Origin of the sequence: Deferrisoma camini S3R1 (genome assembly GCF_000526155.1) — a bacterium.
GTDB classification, from domain to species: domain Bacteria; phylum Desulfobacterota; class Deferrisomatia; order Deferrisomatales; family Deferrisomataceae; genus Deferrisoma; species Deferrisoma camini.
Genome location: NZ_JAFN01000001.1, coordinates 287,347 through 305,873, shown reverse-complemented (window position 1 = coordinate 305,873; position 18,527 = coordinate 287,347). Strand labels below are relative to the sequence as shown.

Genomic DNA, 18,527 nt, shown 5'->3' with positions numbered 1-18,527 from the left:
ACCCTCGGCGGGGCATGGGGGCTGGTGGAGCGCCGGGCGTGGCTCCGACAGTCGCCGCATCCGGCACTCATACCAAGTTGCCATCCATACGTATACGGATCCGGGGGCGGGGCAAGGGATCTGCCTTTCAGGAATCAGGAGTCGGTGGACAGAAGACAGGGGGAACCGCTCCTGCAGTTCTCCTGTTTACCGCCTTCTGAACTCTGGCCCCTGATACGGCCGCGCCCGGCTCTCCGACAGGCCCCTTGCCCCTCCGGGCAGGGGGCCAATTTGAATGCAACTCGGTCTCAGCCGATGCTCCCATCGCCGATGGACCTTGAAGCTGTCTCGCGGACTACCCGGGGCTGGCTGCTGTCCACTGAGTTCTGACCCCCGCACACGTAAACCCCTCCTGGTCCAAGTCCGTCTCAAGGGATAGCATGGGCCGGAAGCCCGCCCCTTCCCGGTGCATCACGGACGACGCATGGACGACGCCCGGTTCGAACGATTGGTCCTGGAGGTGCAGGACAAGGCCCTGCGGCTCGCCCACGGGTTCCTCGGCGACTGGGACGAGGCCCGGGACGCCGTGCAGGAGGCCCTGGTCAAGGCGTACCGCCGCAGACACACCTTCCGGGGCGAGGCGGACCCGGCCACGTGGTTCTACCCCATCCTGACGAACCACTGCCGGGACCGGCTCCGGCGGCGCAAGGTGCGCTCGTTCCTGCTGCCCTGGCGCGGCCGGGAAGACGAGGGGGACCCGGACGAACCGCCCGAACTCCAGGCGCCCGCACCGGACCCCTCGCCCGAGCACGAGGCCCAGCAGGGAGCGTTCCGCCGGGCCCTGCTTCGGGCGCTGAAGACCCTGCCGGCCCGGCAGCAGGAGGTGTTCCGGCTGCGGGCCCTGGCCGGCCTCTCGGTGGCGGAGACAGCCGCGGCCCTAGGCATCAGCGCCGGGGCCGTCAAGGCGCACCTGTTCCGGGCCACCCAGGCCCTGCAGAAGCAACTGGCCGAGTGGAGCGAGGGGTTCCGATGAGCCGACCACAACCGTGCCCCGAGTATGTGGACGCCCTGACCGAGGCGGTGTGGGGCGACCGGGAGGATCCCGGGTGGAAGGCGCATCTCGCGCAATGCCCCCGGTGCCGGGAGGCGTGGGAGGGGGCGCGGGCGTTCTCCCGACGGGTCGCCGCGATGGCGGAACCCGTTCCGGACCGCGCCCGCAGGGGGCTGGCCGAGGAGGTGTTCGCCCGGACCACCCGTCGGATCCCGGCCCGACGGGCGGCCTGGGCCTGGGCCGGGGGTGCCGTGGCCGCGGCAGGGGCGGCGTTCCTGGTGCTCCGGCGGCCAACCCCACCCGCCCTTCCCGAGGACTCCGGGATCGACTTCGCGGAGGTGGACCTGGAGGTGCTGGAGAACCTGGACCTCGCCGAGAACCTGGACCTGCTCGAGGTCCTCGACGCCCTGGAGGCCCTGGACGATGCCGGATAGCCCGACCCCTTCCCCCGAGCCCACGCCGGAGGAACTCGAGGAGATCCTCAAGGACCTGGACTTCTTTCTGGCCATGGACGAGGCCGAGGCCGTGCCCCTGGAGGCGGCCGACGACGCGGAGGAGACCGATGGCGACTGAACGGATCGGGCGGCGGGAGGCCCTGGCCCGGCTGGCGGCCCTGGGCGGACTGGTGCTGGTCCGGCCCCGGCCCGCGCCAGGGGCCGAGCCCCCCCTCAAGGCCCGGTGGGACGCCCTGACCCCGGAGCAGAAGGCCCGGGCCCTTCGGAACTACCGCCGGTGGAAGAGCCTCAGCCCCGAGGAACGCAAGCGCATCCGTCGCCGGTACAAGAGGTGGAAGGCCCTGAGCCCGGAGCAGCGGGCCTTCATCCGGCGCAACCTCGACAAGATCCGGGCCATGTCGCCGGAGGAGCGCCGGGCCCTGGCCCGCCGGCTCCGACGGTGGCAGAGCCTACCCCCGGAGAAACGGCGGGAGTACCGCCGTCGGCTCGACCGCCTGATGCGGATGCCCCCGGCGGAGCGACGCCGCACCCTCGACATGCTGCGGCGGTGGCGCGACCTCACCCCCCGGCAGCGCGACCACATCCGCCGCCGCCTACGACGGCGTTGAGAGGAAGCTGGAAGGCTTTGGAGGCTAGAAGGCTAGGAAGCCAAAAAAACATCCGTGATCTCCCAGCGTTACAAGCACGGCCACGCCTCTTTGGCATCACCGCGGGGGTTTTTCTAGTCTCCAGTCTCTAGTTTCTAGTCTCTAGTCTCCATACGGCCCCGCAGGGGCCTGATGGGGCTTCCCAGGGAGCTGCGGCACGGTAGACTGGACGGAGGCGCCTGGGCCTCCTTCGTGTCGGCGGCCCGGCGCGTATTCCCAACCGGGCGCGGAGGGCTCCGATGGCTGCATGGCTCGCCGACGCGGTGACCTGGGTCCACCTGGGATGGGTGGGGTTCCTGGTGCTCGGAGCGATCCCGGGGTGGCGGTGGCCGTGGGTCCGGTGGGCCCACCTGGCGGGGCTCGCGTTCGCCGCCTGGATCGTCCTGGGAGGCCGGCTGTGCCCCCTGACCCTCCTCGAGCACTCCTTGAGGAATCCAGGGGGCCCGGCGCGGCCCGCTGAAACCTTTTTCGGTCGCCTGGCCGAGCAGGTGGTGTACGCCCCCCTGCCCCGGTCGTGGGTTCTGGTGGGCTATCTGGCGGTGGTGGGGGTGAGCCTGGTGGTGTACGCATGTGCCTGGCGAAGGAGGGGGGCGGCATGAGACGCCTCCTGGGGGGCGCCTTAGTGCTCCTGGTCGCGGCGGGGACCGCCCGGGCCGGCGACCCCTACGCCCGGGCGCGGGCGAGAATGATCCGGGCCGTGGAGGCGGACGTGGCGGCCACCCGGGCCCGGATCGGCCGGGACCGGCTCGCCCCGGCGGTGATGGAGGCCCTGGCCCGGGTGCCGCGCCACGAGTTCGTGCCGCCCGAGTGGAAGGACCGGGCCTACGAGAACCGCCCGCTGCCCATCGGGTACGGCCAGACCATCTCCCAGCCCTACATCGTGGCCCTCATGACCGACCTGGCCGGGGTCGGGCCGGGGGACCGGGTGCTCGAGGTGGGCACGGGGTCGGGGTACCAGGCCGCCGTGCTGGCGGCCCTGGGGTGCCGGGTGTTCACGGTGGAGATCATCCCGGCCCTGGCCGAGGCGGCCCGCCGGCGGCTCCGCCGTTTGGGCTACGACCGGGTGCGGGTGCGCCTGGGCGACGGCTACTACGGGTGGCCCGAGCACGCGCCGTTCGACGCCATCCTGGTCACGGCCGCGGCCGACCACGTGCCCCCGCCCCTGGTCCGCCAGCTCAGACCCGGCGGCCGAATGGTGATCCCGGTGGGCGGGGCGTTCCGGGTGCAGACCCTCACGGTGGTCGAGAAGGCCGCGGACGGACGGGTCTCGAGCCGGGAGGTCCTTCCCGTGCGGTTCGTGCCCCTCACCGGCGGCGGCCGGCTGTGACCGCGCCGCCATGGAGCGGCAGCGGATCCCCCTCCCCCTGCTCGCATCGGTGGCGGCGCTGTCGGCCGCGGTGCTGGGATACGAGCTCCTTCTCCTGCGGCTGCTTCCCCTCAAGCTGTGGGCGCCGGTCACCGGCGCGGTGATCAGCCTGGCCCTGCTGGGCTACGGCGCGGCCGGCACGACCCTGGCGCTGGTGCAGCGCCGGGCCGTGCCCCGGTTCGGCCGGCTCTACCCGGGCGCGGCCTGCGGGTTCGGGCTCGCCGCCCCCGCGGCCTTTGCCGTGGCCGAGGCCGTTCCGGTCAACCCCCTGGAGCTACCCTGGTCCCTGGAACCGTGGATCGGCCTCACCGGCGTCTACCTGGTGCTGGCCGTGCCGTTCTTTCTGGCCGCGTTCGGGCTGGGCCTGGTGTACCGGCTTCACGGCCGCCGAGCCGGCCGCGTGTACGGGTGGGATCTGGCCGGCGCGGCCCTGGGGGCGGCCCTGGCGGTGGGGTTCGTGCACGTGGCCCCTCCGGGCGCGGGGCTCCGGGGGGTGATGGCCCTGGGGTTCGCAGCGGCCGCCCTGGCGGCCCCGGCCCGGCGGCCGGCCGGGGTGCTGGTGGCGATGGGAGTCCTTACGGCCGGCCTGTGGCCGGCCCGGATGCTGGAGCCTGCGATCTCTCCGTACAAGCCCGTGTCCCAGGCCCTGGCGGGCCAGGGCGCGCGGGCCCTGGCCGACCGCTGGACCGCGTGGGGCCGGATGACCGTCGTGGCATCGGACCGGGTGCCCCTGCGCCACGCGCCGGGGCTCAGCCTGACCTGCCCCGACGACCCGCCGCCGTCCGCGGCCGCGTTCCTCGGCGGCGAGTTCCTGGATGCCGTGCCGTTTCCCGAACGCCGATGGGCGGCCGCGGCCTGCCTGCCCTGGGCCTTGGCCTACCGCCTGAGGCCCGGAGCCTCGGCCCTGGTGCTCGAGGCAGGGCTCGGGTTCCGGCCCGGGGCCGCCCTCTGGCTGGGCGCGGCAAAGGTGGCCGCGGTGGAACCCGTCCGGCTCCCGGCCGGCGTGCCCCGAACCGGGGGAGCGATCCGGTGGGTGTGGGCGGATCCCCGGGGGTTCCTGGCCCGAACCCGGGACCGGTTCGACGTGATCGACGTGGCGGCGCCCGGCCCGTTCCGCCGGGCCGGCCCCCCTGCGGACCTGATCACGGTCGAGGGGACGACCCTTGCCCTGGGGCGGCTGACCGAGGGGGGCCTCCTGTCGGTTTCGGCCGGGGCCGAGGTCCCGCCCAGGACGTGCCTGCAGGTGCTGTCCACCTTGGCCGCGGCCCTGGAACGGGTCGGCCGGGCGCCCCCCGCTCGGTGCGTGGTCTTCGTGCGGTCGTGGGGGGCGGTCCAGATCTTGGCGGCCCCGGACGGCTTCACCGACCGCGACATCGGCCGCGTCCGGGCCCTGTGCGACCGGGCCGGGTTCGACCTGGTGTGGGTCCCGGGCATGGACCCGGCCTGGGCCAACCGCTGGCACCGCCTCGACCGGCCGTGGTTCTTCGAAGCCGCCCGGGAGATCCTGAAGGGGGACCGGCAGGGGTTCGAGAGCCGGTACCCCTTCCGCATCGGGGCGGTCACCGACGACCGCCCCGGCCTGGGGCGTACCCTGCGATGGGGCCGGCTTTCCGAATGGCTGGGGGCCCGGCGGATGGGCGGGGCCGGGTTGGTGGAGGGCGAGCCCTTGGTCCAGGCCGCCGCAATCGGGCTCGCGGTCGTGTTCGGCGGCCTGACGATCCTCGTCCCCCTGGCCCGCCAGGGGCTCCGGGGAGCCGGACGCTCCGGCTGGTACTTCGGCGGAATCGGGGTGGGGTTCATGGGCTGCGAGGTGGCTTTGGTGGAGACCCTGGGCCGGGTGCTCGGCGATCCCACGGCCGGGGCGGGCCTGGCCCTGGCCGGGCTCCTGGCGGCCGCCGGGGCTGGGGCGGCACGCAGCCGCGGCGCGTCTCCCCGCCAAAGCGCCCTCGCCTGCGCGGCCGCGGCCGCCGGCCTGGGGCTCGGCCTGGGCCCCCTTCGCCTGGCCGTCGAGGGGACGGGAGGCGCGCTTCGGTTCGCGGCCGCGGCCGCCGTGGTGGCCGCGACGGGCTGGGCCCTGGGCCGGCCGTTTCCCTCCGGGCTCTCGGCCGTGGCCCGCCACGACCCCGAGCGGGTCCCCTGGGCCTGGGGGGTCAACGGGTTTGCGTCGGTGTGGGGAGCGGCCCTGGCCGGGTTCCTCACGGCCGAGCAGGGCCGGCGGGCCGTGCTCGGCCTGGCTGCGGCCGCCTACCTCGTGGCGGCCGCAGCCGGCCCCCTGGGATGGGGAGGCAGGAAGCGCAGCGGTTGACCTTTCGGCCGGCCGGGCCCATTATTCGGCGTTCCGGAACCCCACGGCAGGAGGAGTCGATCATGCCGGTGTACGAGTTCTACTGCCCCGACTGCCACGTGATCTTCAACTTCCTGGCCCGCCGGCCCGGCGCCGACCGTCGGCCGGACTGCCCCCGGTGCGGCCGCGAGGACCTCGAGCGCCGGGTCTCGCTGTTCGCCATCTCCAAGGGCCGCAAGGACGACGGCGGCGGCGAGGACGACCTGCCCGACATCGACGAGACCCGCTTGGAGCAGGCCATGGAGAGCCTGGCGGCCGAGGCCGACTCCATCGACGAGGACGACCCGCGCCAGGTGGCCCGGCTGATGCGCAAGCTCTACGACGCCACCGGCATGAACCTGGGCCCCGGCATGGAGGAGGCGATCCGCCGGATGGAGGCGGGCGAGGACCCCGACCGGATCGAGGAGGAGATGGGCGACGTGCTCGAGGAGGAGGACCCGTTCACCGGGGCGGCCGGCGCCGGCCCCCGGTGGAAGGCCCTGAAGCGCCGCCTGCTCCCGCCCGAAGTGGACGACACCCTCTATGAGCTCTGAGCACCCCGGCGTCCTCGAGCGCCCCGGCCGGCCGCCCCTGGCCTATCGGGCCGTGGCCGGCCGGCTCCCGTGGGTGGTGTTCTGCGGGGGGTTCACCTCGACCATGGACGGCACCAAGGCCACCGCGCTGGAGGCCCACTGCCGGCGGCGGGGCACGGCGTACGTGCGGTTCGACTACGCCGGCCACGGCGCCTCGGGGGGGCGGTTCGAGGACCAGACCGTGGGCTCGTGGACCCGGGACGCCCTGGCCGTGCTCGACCGGGTGGCCCGAGGCCCCGTGGTGCTGGTGGGATCCAGCATGGGGGGATGGGTCGCCTCCCTGGTGATCCGGGAGCGGCCGGACCGCGTGCGGGGCCTGGTCACGGTGGCGGCCGCGCCCGACTTCACGGCCGAGCTGGTGGAGCCCCATCTCGATCCCGATGCCCGGGAGCGGCTCCGTCGCGCGGGCCGGATTCTCGTCCCCAACCCCTACGGCCCCGAGCCCACCGTCATCACCCGGCAGCTCCTGGACGACGGCCGGGCCCGGCGGGTCCTGGACGGCCCGATCCCCCTCGACGGCCCCGCCCGGCTCCTGCACGGCCTGGCCGACGACCAGGTGCCCTGGACGCTCTCGGTGCGCCTGGCCGAAGCCCTGGCCACCCCGGACGCACGGGTGATCCTGGTGAAGGGGGGCGACCACCGCCTGTCCGACCCGACCGGCCTCGGGCTGCTGTACCGGTCCGTCGACGAGGTGTGGGCCGGCGCGGGCGGGAGCTGACCCGTGCTGGTCGAGGCCCGGGGCGTCCGCAAGGTCTACGGCGGCCGCGAGGTCCTGGCCGGGGTGTCGTTCCGGATCGCCGAGGGGGAGCGCTGGGCCCTGGTTGGGCCCAACGGCTCGGGCAAGACCACCATCCTGCGCATCCTGGCCGGCCGCGAGCCCCCCGACGGCGGCCGGCTGCTGCGCCGCAGGGGGCTGGCCGTCGGGTACCTGCCCCAGGAGATCCCGGCCCCCCCGGAGGCCTCGCTGCTCGCCTACGTCGAGGACGTGGCCGAAGACCTGCGGGCCGTGGAGTCCGAGCTCCGGGAGGCCGAAGCCCGGCTGGCACGGGGCGGGGACGATCCGGAGCTCCTGGACCGGTACGGCTGGCTCCAGACCCGGTTCGAGCACCTGGGCGGGTACCGGCTGCGGGCCCGGGCCGAGCGGATCCTCCACGGCCTGGGGTTCTCGGCCGACGACCTGGACCGGCCCCTGCCCACGTTCTCCGGCGGGTGGCGCATGCGGGCCGCCATGGCCCGGATCCTGCTGCGTGAGCCCGACCTGATCCTGCTGGACGAGCCCACCAACCACCTGGACATCGTGTCCCTGGAGTGGCTGGAGGGGTTCCTGGCCGAGAGCCCCAGCGCGTTCCTTCTGGTCAGCCACGACGTGGCGTTCCTCGACCGGGTCGTCCGGGGGGTGATCGCCCTGGAGGGCGGAGGGGCCGTGGTGTGCCGGGGCGACTACACCCGGTACGAACACGAGCGGGCCCAGCGGGAGGCGGCGGCCCGGGCCGCCTACGAGAGCTACCTGCGGCGCCGGGCCCAGACCGAACGGTTCGTGGAGCGGTTTCGGGCCAAGGCCACCAAGGCCCGCCAGGTCCAGTCGCGGCTCAAGCAATTGGAGAAGGAGCCGCCTCCCCCCCCGCCTCCGCCCCGCTCGGCCGGGCTCACGTTCCGGTTTCCCCAGCCCCTGCGCAGCGGCCGCACCGTGGTGGAGCTGGAGGGCGTGGAGGCCGGCTACGGCGGCCGGCCCGTGTACCGGGGCCTCGACCTGAGGATCGACCGGGGCGAGAAGGTGGCCCTCATCGGCCCCAACGGCGCGGGCAAGTCCACCCTGCTCAAGCTCCTGGCCGGGGTGCTGCCCCCCACCCGGGGCCGCATCCGCTACGGACACAACGTGACCGTGGGGTACTTCGCCCAGCACCACCTGGACCAGCTGGAGCCCGGCCGCACCGTGCTGGAGGAGATCCTGCGCCTACCCACCGTGGCGGGCGAGCTCGAGGCGCGCACCCTGCTCGGCGGGTTCCTCTTCTCGGACGACGCCGTGGACAAGCGCGTGGAGGTGCTCTCCGGGGGCGAGAAGAGCCGGCTCGTGCTGGCCCGCCTGCTGGCGGCGCCCGGGAACTTCCTCCTCCTGGACGAGCCCACCAACCACCTGGACATCCAGGCCTGCGCCGTGCTCAAGGAGGCCATGGCGTCCTTCACCGGCACCGTGTGCCTCATCACCCACGACCGGGACCTGATCAACCGGGTGGCCAGCCGGGTGCTGTACGTGGAGGACGGCCGCGTGGACTCCCACCCCGGCAACTACGACGACTTCGTGCGGGTGCGGGCCGCTGACGAACCGGCCCCGGCCGGACCGGCTCCGGCCCCGGGGGCCGGCCGGCCGAGCCGCAAGGACCTCCGGCGCCGCGAGGCCGAGCGCCGCCTGGCGCTCCGGGAGCGCACCGCGCCCCTGCGCCGACGGGTGGAGGAGCTGGAGGACGCGATCACCCGGGCCGAGGCCCGGCTGGCCGAGGTGGAGGCCGAGCTCGCCCGGCCCGATACCTACTCCGACCCGGACCGGGCCGCCGGCCTGGCCCGGGAACGGGCGGAGCTGGCCCAAGAGGTGGAGACCCTGACCGCTCGGTGGGAGCTGGCGGCGGAGGAGCTCGAGCGGGTGACGAGGGAGGCGGAGGCCGAGGCCGGATGAGCCCGGGACCCTGTTACCGCCGGATCGCGGCCCTGGCGGGCCTGGAGGTCCGCCGGGCCCTGTGGGCCGAGGCGATCCGCTCGGAGTCGCCCCCCGAAACGGCCCGAAACCTGGACGCGGCCGTGCGAGCGGCCGCCCGGCGGGAGCCGGCCGGGCTTGCGGCCGTGCTGGCCCTGCTCGACCTGGACGACCTCTCCCGACGGGCCGGGCCCGGCCGCCTCGCCCAGGTCCTGGACGCCGCCCGCCGCCTCGACCTGGACGGCGCGATGTTCCTGCTGGAGTTTCCCGGGAGGCCGGTCCGTTCCGGGGAGCTGGGCCTGCCGCCCGACCCGGCCGTGGAGGCCCACACCCTGGGCCTTCGCAAGGCGGCCGCCCGGGGGCTTCGGACCCCTCTGCTCGAGCGGCTCCTCACCGACCCCGACCCCCGGGTGGTGCGGGAGCTCCTGCGCAACCCCAGGCTGCGCGAGGCCGAGGTGGTGGCCCTGGCCAGCCGCCGGCCGGCCCGGCAGGCCGTGTTCGGCCACCTCGCCCGGGCCGAGGCATGGATCGTCCGGCCGGCCGTGCAGCGGGCCGTGGTCCGCAACCCCTTTGCCCCGCCCCGGCTCGTTCGGCCCCTTCTGCTCGGCCAGCCCCGCCCCCTGCTGGAGGAGGTGGCCCAAGACAAAGGGCTCCACCCCGCGGTGCGGGACGGAGCCCTTCGGATCCTGGCCTGGAGAAGGGAAGGCGATCAGGCCTGAGTCTTCTTCTCCCCCTCGTCCTCCTTGGCCGCCTCGTGGGGGATCTCCTCCTTCTTCTCAGGCGTCACGTCGATGGCGTCGGGCTCGTTCATGGCCTTCTTGAAGCTCTTGATCCCCTTGCCCAGCCCCCCCATGAGCTCCGGGATCTTCTTGCCCCCGAAGATCACCAGCACGATGAGCAGGATGATCAGCCACTCCGAGCCCCCGGGCATTCCGAACATGGGCCATTCCTCCGATCGCAAGGGGTTTTCGTCGTTCTCACCGGACCGCGCCGGGGCGGTACTCTACCACGGCCGGGGTCTGGACACTACCGGACTTCCGCGTAACTTCGGTCTCCGGTCATCGGTCGCCGGTCTGGGGCCTTCGGCCCGCTGGGCGGCTCTCGAACCGCGCCAAAGCTCGGGGGCATGGGGTCTGCTGGAGAGCCGCGCGCGGCTCCTTGGCTCGCCGCGCAGCGCCTCCACCGCGCGCACCGTGAAATCGTTCGTGTCGGCCGCTCTGTCACGAAGCCACCGCCGGTGCCCCGTGCCTGCGCGGCGAATCCCGATGCCCGGCTTCGCGCGCGGCCGGAAGCAGGCCCCATGCCCTCCGCCAGCAATGGCCCCGGACCAACGCAAGTTTCCCTTCTCCGTTGTAGGGTCGCGCAGCGGCCGATGGGGGCTTCCATGTAACTTCGGTCGTCGGTCTACGGTCAACGGTCGCCGGTCTGGGGCCTTCGGCCCGCTGGGCGGCTGGGCAGCCAGGCGGCCGGGCGGCTTCCGAGTGATCGCCCAACTCTCCGGGTGCATGGGGCCTGGTGGAGCGCCGGGCGTGGTTTCCGTGGCCTACTCGAGCTTCTGGATCTGCGAAGCACGATTCCCACATCCACTCGGCGCTACTCTCCATACCCCCGGGCCAGGTTCTCGAACGCGGTGTACTCGTTCAGGAACGCGAGCTTCACGGTGCCGGTGGGGCCCTGGCGCTGCTTGCCCACGATGATCTCGGCCACGCCCTTGTCGGGGGAGTCGCTGTTGTACACCTCGTCCCGGTAAATGAACATGATCACGTCCGCGTCCTGCTCGATGGCCCCGGACTCCCGCAGGTCCGACAGCAGCGGCCGCTTGTCGCTTCGGCTCTCCACCCCCCGGTTGAGCTGGGACAGGGCGATCACCGGCAGGTGCAGCTCCTTGGCCAGGGCCTTGAGGGACCGGGAGATCTCGCTGATTTCCTGCTCGCGCACGTCGTAGCTGCCCCGGGCCCGCATGAGCTGCAGGTAGTCCACGATCACCAGCTCGAGGCCGGCCTCGGCCTTGAGCCGCCGGGCCTTGGCCCGCAGCTCCAGGGTGGAGATGCCCGGGGTGTCGTCGATGAAGAACGGGGCCTCCGCCAGCACGCCCGCGGCACGGCTCAGCTTGGGGAAGTCCGAGTCCTTGAGCATGCCCCGCCGGAGCCGGTGGGAGTCGATGCGGGCCTCGGCGCACAGCAGCCGCACCGCGAGCTGCTCGCGGCTCATCTCGAGGCTGAAGAACCCCACCGGCAGCCCCTCGTGCACCGAGGCGTAGTGGGCGATGTTCAGCACGAACGAGGTCTTGCCCATGCCCGGCCGGCCCGCCACGATGATCAGGTCCGAGGGCTGCAGCCCAGCGGTGAGCTGGTCGAGCTCGTGGAACCCCGTGGGCACCCCGGTCACCAGCTCCTTGCGCTCGTAGAGCTCCTCGATCTTGGCGAACGCGTCCTTGAGCACGTCGCGCAGCCGCACGAACGACGGCGAGATCTTCCGCTGGGTGATCTTGAAGATCTCCTGCTCGGCCCGGTCCAGGTACTCCTCCACGTCCGCGTCGGGGTCGTACCCCTCGCTGGCGATCTCGGTGGCCACCCAGATCAGCTTTCGCTGGATGGCCCGCTCGCGCACGATGCGGGCGTAGTGCTCGGCGTTGCTGGCCGAGGGCACCTGGTCGGTGAGGCCGCCGATGTAGGCCGCGCCCCCCGCCTTTTCGAGCACCCCCTTCTTGCGCAGCTCCTCGGTGATCGTGACCAGGTCGATCGGGGCGCCCCGCTCCGACAGGTCGAGCATGGCCTCGAAGATCAGCCGGTGGCCCGTGCGGTAGAAGTCGTCCCGGTCGATCAGTTCGGCCACCTGGGCCAGCACGTCGTTCTGCAGCAGCACCGCGCCCAACACCCCCACCTCGGCCTCGAGGCTGTGGGGGGGAACCTTGGAAGGCAGCGCCGTCGGCTGGGACACGGGCATGGAACGCACTCGTCGGGGCGGTCGGGGGGAAAAACAAGACCGGCCCCGCACCCCTTCGCGGTCGGGGGCGGGGCCGGGTACGGGTCGATCGGCTCGGCAGGGGCGGATGCCCCGGTCGCCGGGCTAGGCCTCGGCCGCCTCGGCCTCGACCACCGCGACCACCTGGGTGCGAACCCCGCCGTGGAGCTTGATCCCCACCGGGAACTCGCCCACCGACTTCAGGGGCTGGTCCAGCAGGACCTGCTTGCGGGTGATGGAGAACCCCTTCTCCTGCAGCGCCCGCTCGATGTCGATGGTCGTGACCGACCCGAACAGGTGCTGCTGGTCCGAGGCCTTGCGCCGGAACACCAGCCGCTGCCCGTCCAGGGCCTTGGCCAGCTCCTCGGCCTTGGCGATCTCGCGCAGGCGCTTCTTCTCCAGGGCCCGCCTCTGGTGCTCGATCGCCTTCACGTTGCGGGGATCGGCCAGGGCGGCCAAACCCTTGGGGATGAGGTAGTTCCGGGCGTAGCCGTCCCGCACGGTCACCACGTCGCCGACGGTGCCCAGGTTGGGGACCGTCTCCTTCAGGATCACCTTCATCGGTAGCCTCCTTCCGTCGGGCCGGCCGGGGCTTCAGGCCTGGGGCGTGCGGGCCCACCGGGCCCGGAAGTCGAACCACAGGTCGAACGCCCCGATCCCGGCCACGAGGACCATCACCGGAAACTGTACGAACACGATCACGTAAGCGAGCGCCCGCACGAACACGGGAAACCCGCGGGTCACGAACAGGTGCTGCACCACCGCGATCCCCTGCAGGAAGTACACGGCCCCGAGCACCAGGAACACGTTCCAGCCCACCGTCCGGACCGGACCCGTGCCCAGCACGGCGGCAAACCCGGCGGCCAGCAACCCCCAGATCCAGCCAGCCGGCGCCCGCCACTCGATCCAGGACGCGGCCGAGGGGTCCTTGGCCATCCTCCGCAGGGCCACCCCGTTCATCCAGCCGGTGAGCACCGAGACCATCACGAACAGCCCCGGGAACAGCCGGCGCAGAAGCTCCGCGGTCCGGTCGAGACCCTCGGCCAGGGCCGCGGCCGCGGCCGGGTCGGTGGCCGACCCCTCCAGCAAGCGGGCCAGGGTCTCCCGGGTCTCGGCCACCGTGGCCGTCAACCAGGCGGCCGGCGTGGTGCCGCCGGCCCACGCCAACCCGGTCACGGCCACCGCACTGCCGGTGGCGGCCAGGAACACGTACACCCCCACCACCTGGTGGGCGGGCCGGCGGGCCCCCTCGAAGAACCCCAAGGCCACGCCGGGGCCGCCGAACTGGGCCACGTACAGGGCCGTGGCGGCCGGGCCCGCCACCAGCACGGCGGCGCCCCCGGCCACGGCCAGGGCCACGAGCCCGGCCGTGGGCCCCCGCTTCCAGGCCGCCCACGCCAACGGCAGCGGACTCATCAGGGCCAGGCCGAACCCCACGGCCGGGGCCCAGAGGGACAGCAGGAACAACGCCGCCGACGCGACCCCGGCCGCGGCGTTCTCCACCACAGGGGGGCGGCCGGCCGTCTTGCGGGTCACGGCGGCCTCAGGGCAGCTCCGTAAACGGCAACAGGGCCACGTTGCGGGCCCGCTTGATCTCCCGGGTCAGGAGCCGTTGGTGGTACGAGCAGTTCCCCGAGATCCGGCGGGGCACGATCTTGGCCCGCTCCGACAGGAACTGCCGGAGTACCTCGGGGTGCTTGTAGTTCAGGGGAAGACTGGGGTCCACACAGAACCGGCACACCTTGCGGCGGCCGCGGCGTCGGTACGGATGAGCCATCGTTCGCTCCTTTTACTCTTCGGTCTTCTCGGCTTCGCCGGCGTCTCCTGCCTGGGCCGCCGCGGCCTCTTCGGCCGGCGCCTCCTCGGCCGGTTTCTCCTCGGCGGCGGGCACCCCGGACTCCTCCTCGGACTCCGGAAGCTCGGCGGGGTCCACCCGGTCTTCGAGCTTGATGGTCTGGAACTTCAGGACCGTGTCGAGGAGGTTCAGGCGGCGGGCCAGCTCGGTGGACACCGGCGCTGGGCCGGCGAACTCCACGAGCAGGTAGTAGGCCTTGGACCGGCCCTTCATCACGAAGGCCAGGTCACGCAGGCCCCAGTGGTCGGTCTTGAGGATCCGACCCGATGCGTTGGTGATGTACTCCTTGACCCGCCCGATCAGCTCGGTGCGGGCCTCCTCCCCGAGGTCGGGGTCGAAGAGGATCAGGCTCTCGTAACGGTTCCACAACTCGGCCATGGTCTCTCCTTTCGGCTGTCTATCCCCCGGAAGCGGGGGCAAGGAGGGTGAGCCCGGCGGCTCCCTGCCGCCGGCGCGAACCGCGACTTATACCCGAAGCCCTCCCCCCGTGGCAAGGATGTTCTTTCCGGTAACTTCGGTCGTCGGCCCACGGTCAACGGCCGCCGGTCTGGGGCCTTCGGCCCGCCGGGCGGCTGGGCAGCGAGGCGGCTCTCGAACCGCGCCAAAGCTCGGGGGACATGGGTTTCAGGGACCAGAATTCAGAGGGCAGTGGACAGGAGAGAATCTGCCCGAACTCCTGTCTTCTGACCTCTGGCTCCTAAATCCCAGGCCCCTGCGACCACCTGCGCGCCTCTATCGTCGCCGGGTTATTGACCCGGCGGATAAACAGACGCTATCGCTCCCTGCTCGGAGGGGCAAGGGACCTGCCGGAGAGCCGGGCGCGGCCCCTTAGCTCGCCGCGCAGCGCCTCCGACGATCGGATCGCGAAATGGTTCGGATTCCACCGAGTTGTCATGAAACCTGCTCTTCGGTCCCGTGCCTGCGCGGCGAATCTCATGCCCGGCTTCGTGCCCGGCCGGAGGCAGGTCCCTTGCCCCACCCTCCGAGGTGACACGCCTCTATCGTCGCCGGGTTACAGTAAGGCCCTCCCGGGATCCGGATCTCCCCCCTATCGGTCCCGGGCCACCACGTAGTCGGCCACCACCCCCAGGGCCTCCCGCTCGGGGCAGGCCGGGAACGCCGCGAGGCGGGCCTTGGCCTGCTCCACCCGGTCCCGGGCCATGCCCAGGGCCGCGTCGACCCCCCCCCGCCGGACCACGAACTCACGGACCCAGGCCCGGTCGTCGTCGGAGAACGCGTCCTGCTCCACCAGCCGGGCCACCCGGTCCCGTTCCTCGTCCGTTGCAGCGCCGAGGGCGTGGATCACGGGCAGGGTGATCTTGCCCTCCTCCAGGTCCGCGCCCACCGGCTTGCCGAACCGCTCCCGGTCCCCCACGAAGTCCAGGCAGTCGTCCACCAGCTGGAACGCGATGCCCACGTCCATGCCGTATCCCTTCAGGGCCGCCACCCGCCCCTCGTCCGCGACGCCCAGCAGGGCCCCCACCTCGCAGGCGGCGGCGATCAGCACCGCGGTCTTGTTGCGGATCACGTCGAGGTACTCCTCCACCGTCACGTCCAGGTCGCAGGTCTTCAGCAGCTCGAGGATCTCGCCCTCGGCCAGGGCCGTGGTGGCGTCGGCCATGGCCCGGAGCACCCGCAGGTCGCCGTCGCCCACCATCAGGGAGAACGACTTGCTGAACAGGAAGTCGCCCACCAGCACGGTGGCCTCGTTGCCCCACACGGTGTTGGCCGACTTCTGGCCGCGCCGAAGATCCGCGTCGTCCACCACGTCGTCGTGGAGCAGGGTGGCCGTGTGGATGAACTCCACGATCGAGGCCAGCGGCACGGCCCGGTCTCCCCGGTACCCGCACAGCCGCGCGGACAGCAGGAGCAGGAGCGGCCGGATCCGTTTGCCGCCGCTCGTGAGCACGTACCGGCCCACGGTCTGGATCAGGGGCACCCGAGAGTCCAGATTTCGCTCGAACTGGCGCTCCACGGCGGCCAGTTCGGCCTCCATCATCCGCACCACGGCCGCCATGTCCATGGTCTGGCCCGGAGCGGCGGAGTCCTCGGTCTGCGCGGCAGGTCTGGTCATTCCGCTGTGTCCTCCATCCCGACGACTTCCCGTTGGAAGGCTGGGAAGATAAAAAGCTAGAAGGCTAGGAAGCTAGAAGGCTAGAAGGCCTCGGGGGGGCTGAAGTCTGGCCCCTTCATCCGGCGCCGGCCGCGGCGCGGTCCTGGCCGGCCGAACCGGAGGCAAGCAGGAACTCCACGGCCCGCTCCACCTCCGCCAGGTCCACGAGCGTGTTCCGGCACGGCCCCTCGGGCCGTCGGTTCAAAATGCCGTACACCGGCAAGGGATAGGCGTCCTGGATGCCGCTGGCCAGGTCCCGCTCGCACGCCACGGCCACGATCAGGTCGGGCCGTTTCTCCACGATGGTTCTCCGGGCGATGGTGCCCCCGGTGGCGACGCTCAGGCTGACGCCGTGGCGCTCGCCGATCTCCACCAGACCCGCGATCGGGCAGCGGCCGCAGCCCTTGCAGTTGTGGATGTCGCTGGTGATCCGGAGCCCGCAGGTGTCCACCTGGAGGCAGTGGGGCAGCAGGATCAGCAGGCGCCCGGGCCGGGCCCGGCGGCCGGACCGGATCACCAGCTGGTTGTTCACCGCGATGAACGACCGCTCCAGCCGCTCCTTCGAGACCCCCACCAGGCGGCCCAGCACGATGAGCACCGGGAACGCCCCCTTCACCACGAGCCCCCGCAGCCGCCGGGTGCCGGGCAGGTCGCGCTCGAACACGATCGCGAACGCCAGCACCGCGATCCCGGCCAGGGCCACCAGGGCCACCGTGCCGAACAGCACCCCGAACGCGGTCAGGAAAACGGTCTCGGCCCCCGAGAACCACCTGGGCCCCAGCCACACGCCGACGCCCAAGAGCCCCAGCACCAGGGCCAGGGCCAGCAGCAACCCCAGGAACAGCCGCTTTCCCTCGCCCCGGGTCACTCTCGCGTCCCTCCCAGGACCTCTCCCTCCCGCGGGCCGCCGCCCCGGGCCCAGTCGGCCCCCCCCATGGCCCGGCGGCCCTCGGGCTGCACCTCCAGCAGCACCACGGCGCCCCGGCCGCACGCCACCACCGGCCCGTCCCGGTCCAGCCGCACCACGGTGCCCGGCGGACCCTCGTCGTCCCTCTCCACGACCCGCAGGACCTTGACGCCCACCCCGGCCCGGGAGGTCACCGCCCCCGGCCGGGGCGACAGGGCGTGGATCCGGGCCCGGACCCGGCGGGCCGGCTCGTCCCACCGAATCTCCCGGAGCTCCCGGTCGATCCGGCGGCTGTAGGTGGCCCGGGTCTCGTCCTGGGGCTCGGGCCGGACCCGGCCGTCCCGGAGCCCCTCCAGGGTCTTCACCAGCAGGTCCGCCCCGGCCCGGGCCAGATGCTCCTCCAGCTCCCCACACGTCGTCGAGGGAAGCAGGGGAAACGACCGCTGCAGGAGCACCGGCCCGGCGTCCATGCGCTCGTCCACCAACATGGTGGACACCCCGGCCCGGTCGTCCCCCTCCAGGATCGTCCACACCACCGGCGAAGGCCCCCGATGCCGGGGCAGCAGGCTCGGGTGCACGTTCACCGCACCCCGGGCCGGCAGGTCCAAGAGCGGCCGGCCCAGGATCTGCCCGTAGGCCACCACCACCAGGAACTCCGGGCCCAGGCCCCGGATCCGCTCCAGAACCTCGGGATCGTTCACCCGTTCGGGCTGGGCCACCTCAAGGGCCCGCTCCAAGGCCAGGCGCTTGACCGGGGGGGGCTCCAGCCGCCGACCCCGGCCCCGGGGCCGGTCGGGCTGGGTCACCACCAGGTCCACCCGCTCCCCCGCCGCCACCAGGGCCTCGAGGCACGGCAGGGCGAACGCCGAGGTACCCAGGAACACCACGGGGCCCCGCGAGCCGCTCACGCCCCCCCTCCGGCCCGGGCCTCCTGGAGCATCTTCTTCCGCCGCGCCACGTAGCGGCTTCGTTTGAGCTGGCTCAGGTGATCGATGAACAGGATGCCGTCCAGGTGGTCGATCTCGTGCTGAAACGCCACGGCCAGCAGATCCTCGGCCTCGATCTCCACCTCGCGGCCCCCCAGATCGAGCCCCCGCACCACCACCCGGCTGCACCGGGTGACCTGGTCGCGCAGATCGGGCACCGACAGGCAGCCCTCCTCCATGCGCAGCCGGCCCTCCCGGCACACGATCTCGGGGTTGATCACCACCAGCCGCTCGTCCGGCCGTTCGCCGGCCGACAGGTCCACCACGATGACCCGCTGGGGAACGCCCACCTGATTCGCGGCCAGACCGATGCCCGGGGCCCGGTACATGGTCTCGGTCATGTCCTCCACCAAGCGGTGGATCGTCTCGTCGATCCGCTCCACCTTCCGGGCCCGCTGCCGCAACACCGGATGGGGGAACGTCAGGATTTCCAACACAGCCATGGGGTTTCGTCTCCGCGTGGGGCAATCGGGCGGAGTGTACCGGAGGGCCGCCGGCCGATCAACCGGCGCACACCGGCCGGGATGCCCCGCTCGGTTTGACTTGCCAACCGACCGAAAGGTAGTTTAGCCGGACTTTCACGGAGAATCGGCCCACGG

21 protein-coding genes are annotated in these 18,527 nt (G+C 72.7%); 11 read left to right on the top strand and 10 right to left on the bottom strand.

All coding sequences use genetic code 11. The features are described from left to right. The first annotated feature begins 463 nt into the window (after positions 1-463). From DEFCA_RS0101295 to DEFCA_RS20110, 11 genes are all read left to right on the top strand, one after another. A complete protein-coding gene (locus DEFCA_RS0101295; RefSeq protein ID WP_025321245.1) occupies positions 464-1,012 on the top strand; it encodes an RNA polymerase sigma factor in 549 nt (182 codons plus the stop codon). Then, complete coding sequence (locus DEFCA_RS0101290) at positions 1,009-1,464, top strand: hypothetical protein (protein ID WP_169709397.1); 456 nt, start codon at positions 1,009-1,011, stop codon at positions 1,462-1,464. Before DEFCA_RS0101295 ends, DEFCA_RS0101290 begins: the two co-directional genes overlap by 4 nt. Next, positions 1,454-1,603: a hypothetical protein gene (locus tag DEFCA_RS21880; protein ID WP_169709396.1), complete on the top strand. Its 150-nt coding sequence runs from the start codon at positions 1,454-1,456 to the stop codon at positions 1,601-1,603. Before DEFCA_RS0101290 ends, DEFCA_RS21880 begins: the two co-directional genes overlap by 11 nt. Then, entirely contained in the window at positions 1,593-2,093 is a 501-nt protein-coding gene (locus DEFCA_RS0101280) for a DUF3106 domain-containing protein (RefSeq protein WP_025321243.1), read from the top strand. Before DEFCA_RS21880 ends, DEFCA_RS0101280 begins: the two co-directional genes overlap by 11 nt. A gap of 278 nt (positions 2,094-2,371) precedes the next feature. Then, positions 2,372-2,731: a DUF2784 domain-containing protein gene (locus DEFCA_RS0101275; protein WP_025321242.1), complete on the top strand. Its 360-nt coding sequence runs from the start codon at positions 2,372-2,374 to the stop codon at positions 2,729-2,731. After that, positions 2,728-3,459, top strand: coding sequence for a protein-L-isoaspartate(D-aspartate) O-methyltransferase (locus tag DEFCA_RS0101270; protein ID WP_025321241.1), 732 nt, complete (start codon positions 2,728-2,730; stop codon positions 3,457-3,459). The genes DEFCA_RS0101275 and DEFCA_RS0101270 overlap by 4 nt, the downstream gene beginning before the upstream one ends. A 10-nt stretch (positions 3,460-3,469) precedes the next feature. Next, entirely contained in the window at positions 3,470-5,803 is a 2,334-nt protein-coding gene (locus DEFCA_RS0101265) for a hypothetical protein (protein ID WP_025321240.1), read from the top strand. Positions 5,804-5,865: 62 nt separating this feature from the next. After that, complete coding sequence (locus tag DEFCA_RS0101260) at positions 5,866-6,375, top strand: FmdB family zinc ribbon protein (protein ID WP_025321239.1); 510 nt, start codon at positions 5,866-5,868, stop codon at positions 6,373-6,375. Continuing rightward, complete coding sequence (locus DEFCA_RS0101255; protein ID WP_025321238.1) at positions 6,365-7,132, top strand: alpha/beta fold hydrolase; 768 nt, start codon at positions 6,365-6,367, stop codon at positions 7,130-7,132. The genes DEFCA_RS0101260 and DEFCA_RS0101255 overlap by 11 nt, the downstream gene beginning before the upstream one ends. A gap of 3 nt (positions 7,133-7,135) precedes the next feature. Then, positions 7,136-9,085, top strand: coding sequence for an ABC-F family ATP-binding cassette domain-containing protein (locus tag DEFCA_RS0101250; protein ID WP_025321237.1), 1,950 nt, complete (start codon positions 7,136-7,138; stop codon positions 9,083-9,085). Then, positions 9,082-9,822, top strand: coding sequence for a hypothetical protein (locus tag DEFCA_RS20110; RefSeq protein ID WP_025321236.1), 741 nt, complete (start codon positions 9,082-9,084; stop codon positions 9,820-9,822). The genes DEFCA_RS0101250 and DEFCA_RS20110 overlap by 4 nt, the downstream gene beginning before the upstream one ends. Here DEFCA_RS20110 and tatA read toward each other — a convergent pair. From tatA to def, 10 genes are all read right to left on the bottom strand, one after another. Next, a complete protein-coding gene (tatA, locus tag DEFCA_RS0101240) occupies positions 9,813-10,043 on the bottom strand; it encodes a twin-arginine translocase TatA/TatE family subunit (protein WP_025321235.1) in 231 nt (76 codons plus the stop codon). The genes DEFCA_RS20110 and tatA overlap by 10 nt on opposite strands. A 653-nt stretch (positions 10,044-10,696) precedes the next feature. Next, the gene (gene dnaB, locus DEFCA_RS0101235; protein WP_025321234.1) at positions 10,697-12,049 is read right to left on the bottom strand and encodes a replicative DNA helicase; all 1,353 of its coding nucleotides are present in this window, start codon (positions 12,047-12,049) and stop codon (positions 10,697-10,699) included. Between the two features lie 123 nt (positions 12,050-12,172). Next, on the bottom strand, positions 12,173-12,628 hold the full coding sequence (rplI, locus tag DEFCA_RS0101230; RefSeq protein WP_025321233.1) for a 50S ribosomal protein L9: 456 nt from the start codon (positions 12,626-12,628) through the stop codon (positions 12,173-12,175). 33 nt (positions 12,629-12,661) lie between these two features. Then, entirely contained in the window at positions 12,662-13,603 is a 942-nt protein-coding gene (locus DEFCA_RS0101225; RefSeq protein ID WP_025321232.1) for a DUF2232 domain-containing protein, read from the bottom strand. A 7-nt stretch (positions 13,604-13,610) separates the two neighbouring features. Next, entirely contained in the window at positions 13,611-13,844 is a 234-nt protein-coding gene (gene rpsR / locus DEFCA_RS0101220) for a 30S ribosomal protein S18 (RefSeq protein ID WP_025321231.1), read from the bottom strand. 12 nt (positions 13,845-13,856) lie between these two features. Then, on the bottom strand, positions 13,857-14,300 hold the full coding sequence (gene rpsF / locus DEFCA_RS0101215; protein WP_025321230.1) for a 30S ribosomal protein S6: 444 nt from the start codon (positions 14,298-14,300) through the stop codon (positions 13,857-13,859). Between the two features lie 670 nt (positions 14,301-14,970). Beyond that, complete coding sequence (locus DEFCA_RS0101210) at positions 14,971-15,939, bottom strand: polyprenyl synthetase family protein (protein WP_025321229.1); 969 nt, start codon at positions 15,937-15,939, stop codon at positions 14,971-14,973. 172 nt (positions 15,940-16,111) lie between these two features. Next, complete coding sequence (locus DEFCA_RS0101205) at positions 16,112-16,903, bottom strand: DUF116 domain-containing protein (protein WP_025321228.1); 792 nt, start codon at positions 16,901-16,903, stop codon at positions 16,112-16,114. Beyond that, complete coding sequence (gene fmt, locus DEFCA_RS0101200; RefSeq protein WP_025321227.1) at positions 16,900-17,850, bottom strand: methionyl-tRNA formyltransferase; 951 nt, start codon at positions 17,848-17,850, stop codon at positions 16,900-16,902. Before fmt ends, DEFCA_RS0101205 begins: the two co-directional genes overlap by 4 nt. Continuing rightward, positions 17,847-18,371 (bottom strand): peptide deformylase, encoded by a 525-nt coding sequence (def, locus tag DEFCA_RS0101195; protein ID WP_025321226.1) that lies wholly within the window; start codon positions 18,369-18,371, stop codon positions 17,847-17,849. The genes fmt and def overlap by 4 nt, the downstream gene beginning before the upstream one ends. Positions 18,372-18,527: the final 156 nt, after the last annotated feature.

What these genes read in the sequence shown, in the direction of transcription:
- DEFCA_RS0101270 (WP_025321241.1), top strand. Translation starts at nt 2,728, where the DNA reads ATGAGACGCCTCCTGGGGGGCGCCTTAGTGCTCCTGGTCGCGGCGGGG.
- DEFCA_RS0101260 (WP_025321239.1), top strand. Translation starts at nt 5,866, where the DNA reads ATGCCGGTGTACGAGTTCTACTGCCCCGACTGCCACGTGATCTTCAAC.
- def (WP_025321226.1), bottom strand. Translation starts at nt 18,371, where the DNA reads ATGGCTGTGTTGGAAATCCTGACGTTCCCCCATCCGGTGTTGCGGCAG.
- DEFCA_RS0101290 (WP_169709397.1), top strand. Translation starts at nt 1,009, where the DNA reads ATGAGCCGACCACAACCGTGCCCCGAGTATGTGGACGCCCTGACCGAG.
- DEFCA_RS0101295 (WP_025321245.1), top strand. Translation starts at nt 464, where the DNA reads ATGGACGACGCCCGGTTCGAACGATTGGTCCTGGAGGTGCAGGACAAG.
- rpsR (WP_025321231.1), bottom strand. Translation starts at nt 13,844, where the DNA reads ATGGCTCATCCGTACCGACGCCGCGGCCGCCGCAAGGTGTGCCGGTTC.
- DEFCA_RS0101275 (WP_025321242.1), top strand. Translation starts at nt 2,372, where the DNA reads ATGGCTGCATGGCTCGCCGACGCGGTGACCTGGGTCCACCTGGGATGG.
- DEFCA_RS21880 (WP_169709396.1), top strand. Translation starts at nt 1,454, where the DNA reads ATGCCGGATAGCCCGACCCCTTCCCCCGAGCCCACGCCGGAGGAACTC.
- DEFCA_RS0101280 (WP_025321243.1), top strand. Translation starts at nt 1,593, where the DNA reads ATGGCGACTGAACGGATCGGGCGGCGGGAGGCCCTGGCCCGGCTGGCG.
- tatA (WP_025321235.1), bottom strand. Translation starts at nt 10,043, where the DNA reads ATGTTCGGAATGCCCGGGGGCTCGGAGTGGCTGATCATCCTGCTCATC.
- rplI (WP_025321233.1), bottom strand. Translation starts at nt 12,628, where the DNA reads ATGAAGGTGATCCTGAAGGAGACGGTCCCCAACCTGGGCACCGTCGGC.
- DEFCA_RS0101210 (WP_025321229.1), bottom strand. Translation starts at nt 15,939, where the DNA reads ATGGCGGCCGTGGTGCGGATGATGGAGGCCGAACTGGCCGCCGTGGAG.
- DEFCA_RS20110 (WP_025321236.1), top strand. Translation starts at nt 9,082, where the DNA reads ATGAGCCCGGGACCCTGTTACCGCCGGATCGCGGCCCTGGCGGGCCTG.
- rpsF (WP_025321230.1), bottom strand. Translation starts at nt 14,300, where the DNA reads ATGGCCGAGTTGTGGAACCGTTACGAGAGCCTGATCCTCTTCGACCCC.
- DEFCA_RS0101255 (WP_025321238.1), top strand. Translation starts at nt 6,365, where the DNA reads ATGAGCTCTGAGCACCCCGGCGTCCTCGAGCGCCCCGGCCGGCCGCCC.
- dnaB (WP_025321234.1), bottom strand. Translation starts at nt 12,049, where the DNA reads ATGCCCGTGTCCCAGCCGACGGCGCTGCCTTCCAAGGTTCCCCCCCAC.
- DEFCA_RS0101265 (WP_025321240.1), top strand. Translation starts at nt 3,470, where the DNA reads ATGGAGCGGCAGCGGATCCCCCTCCCCCTGCTCGCATCGGTGGCGGCG.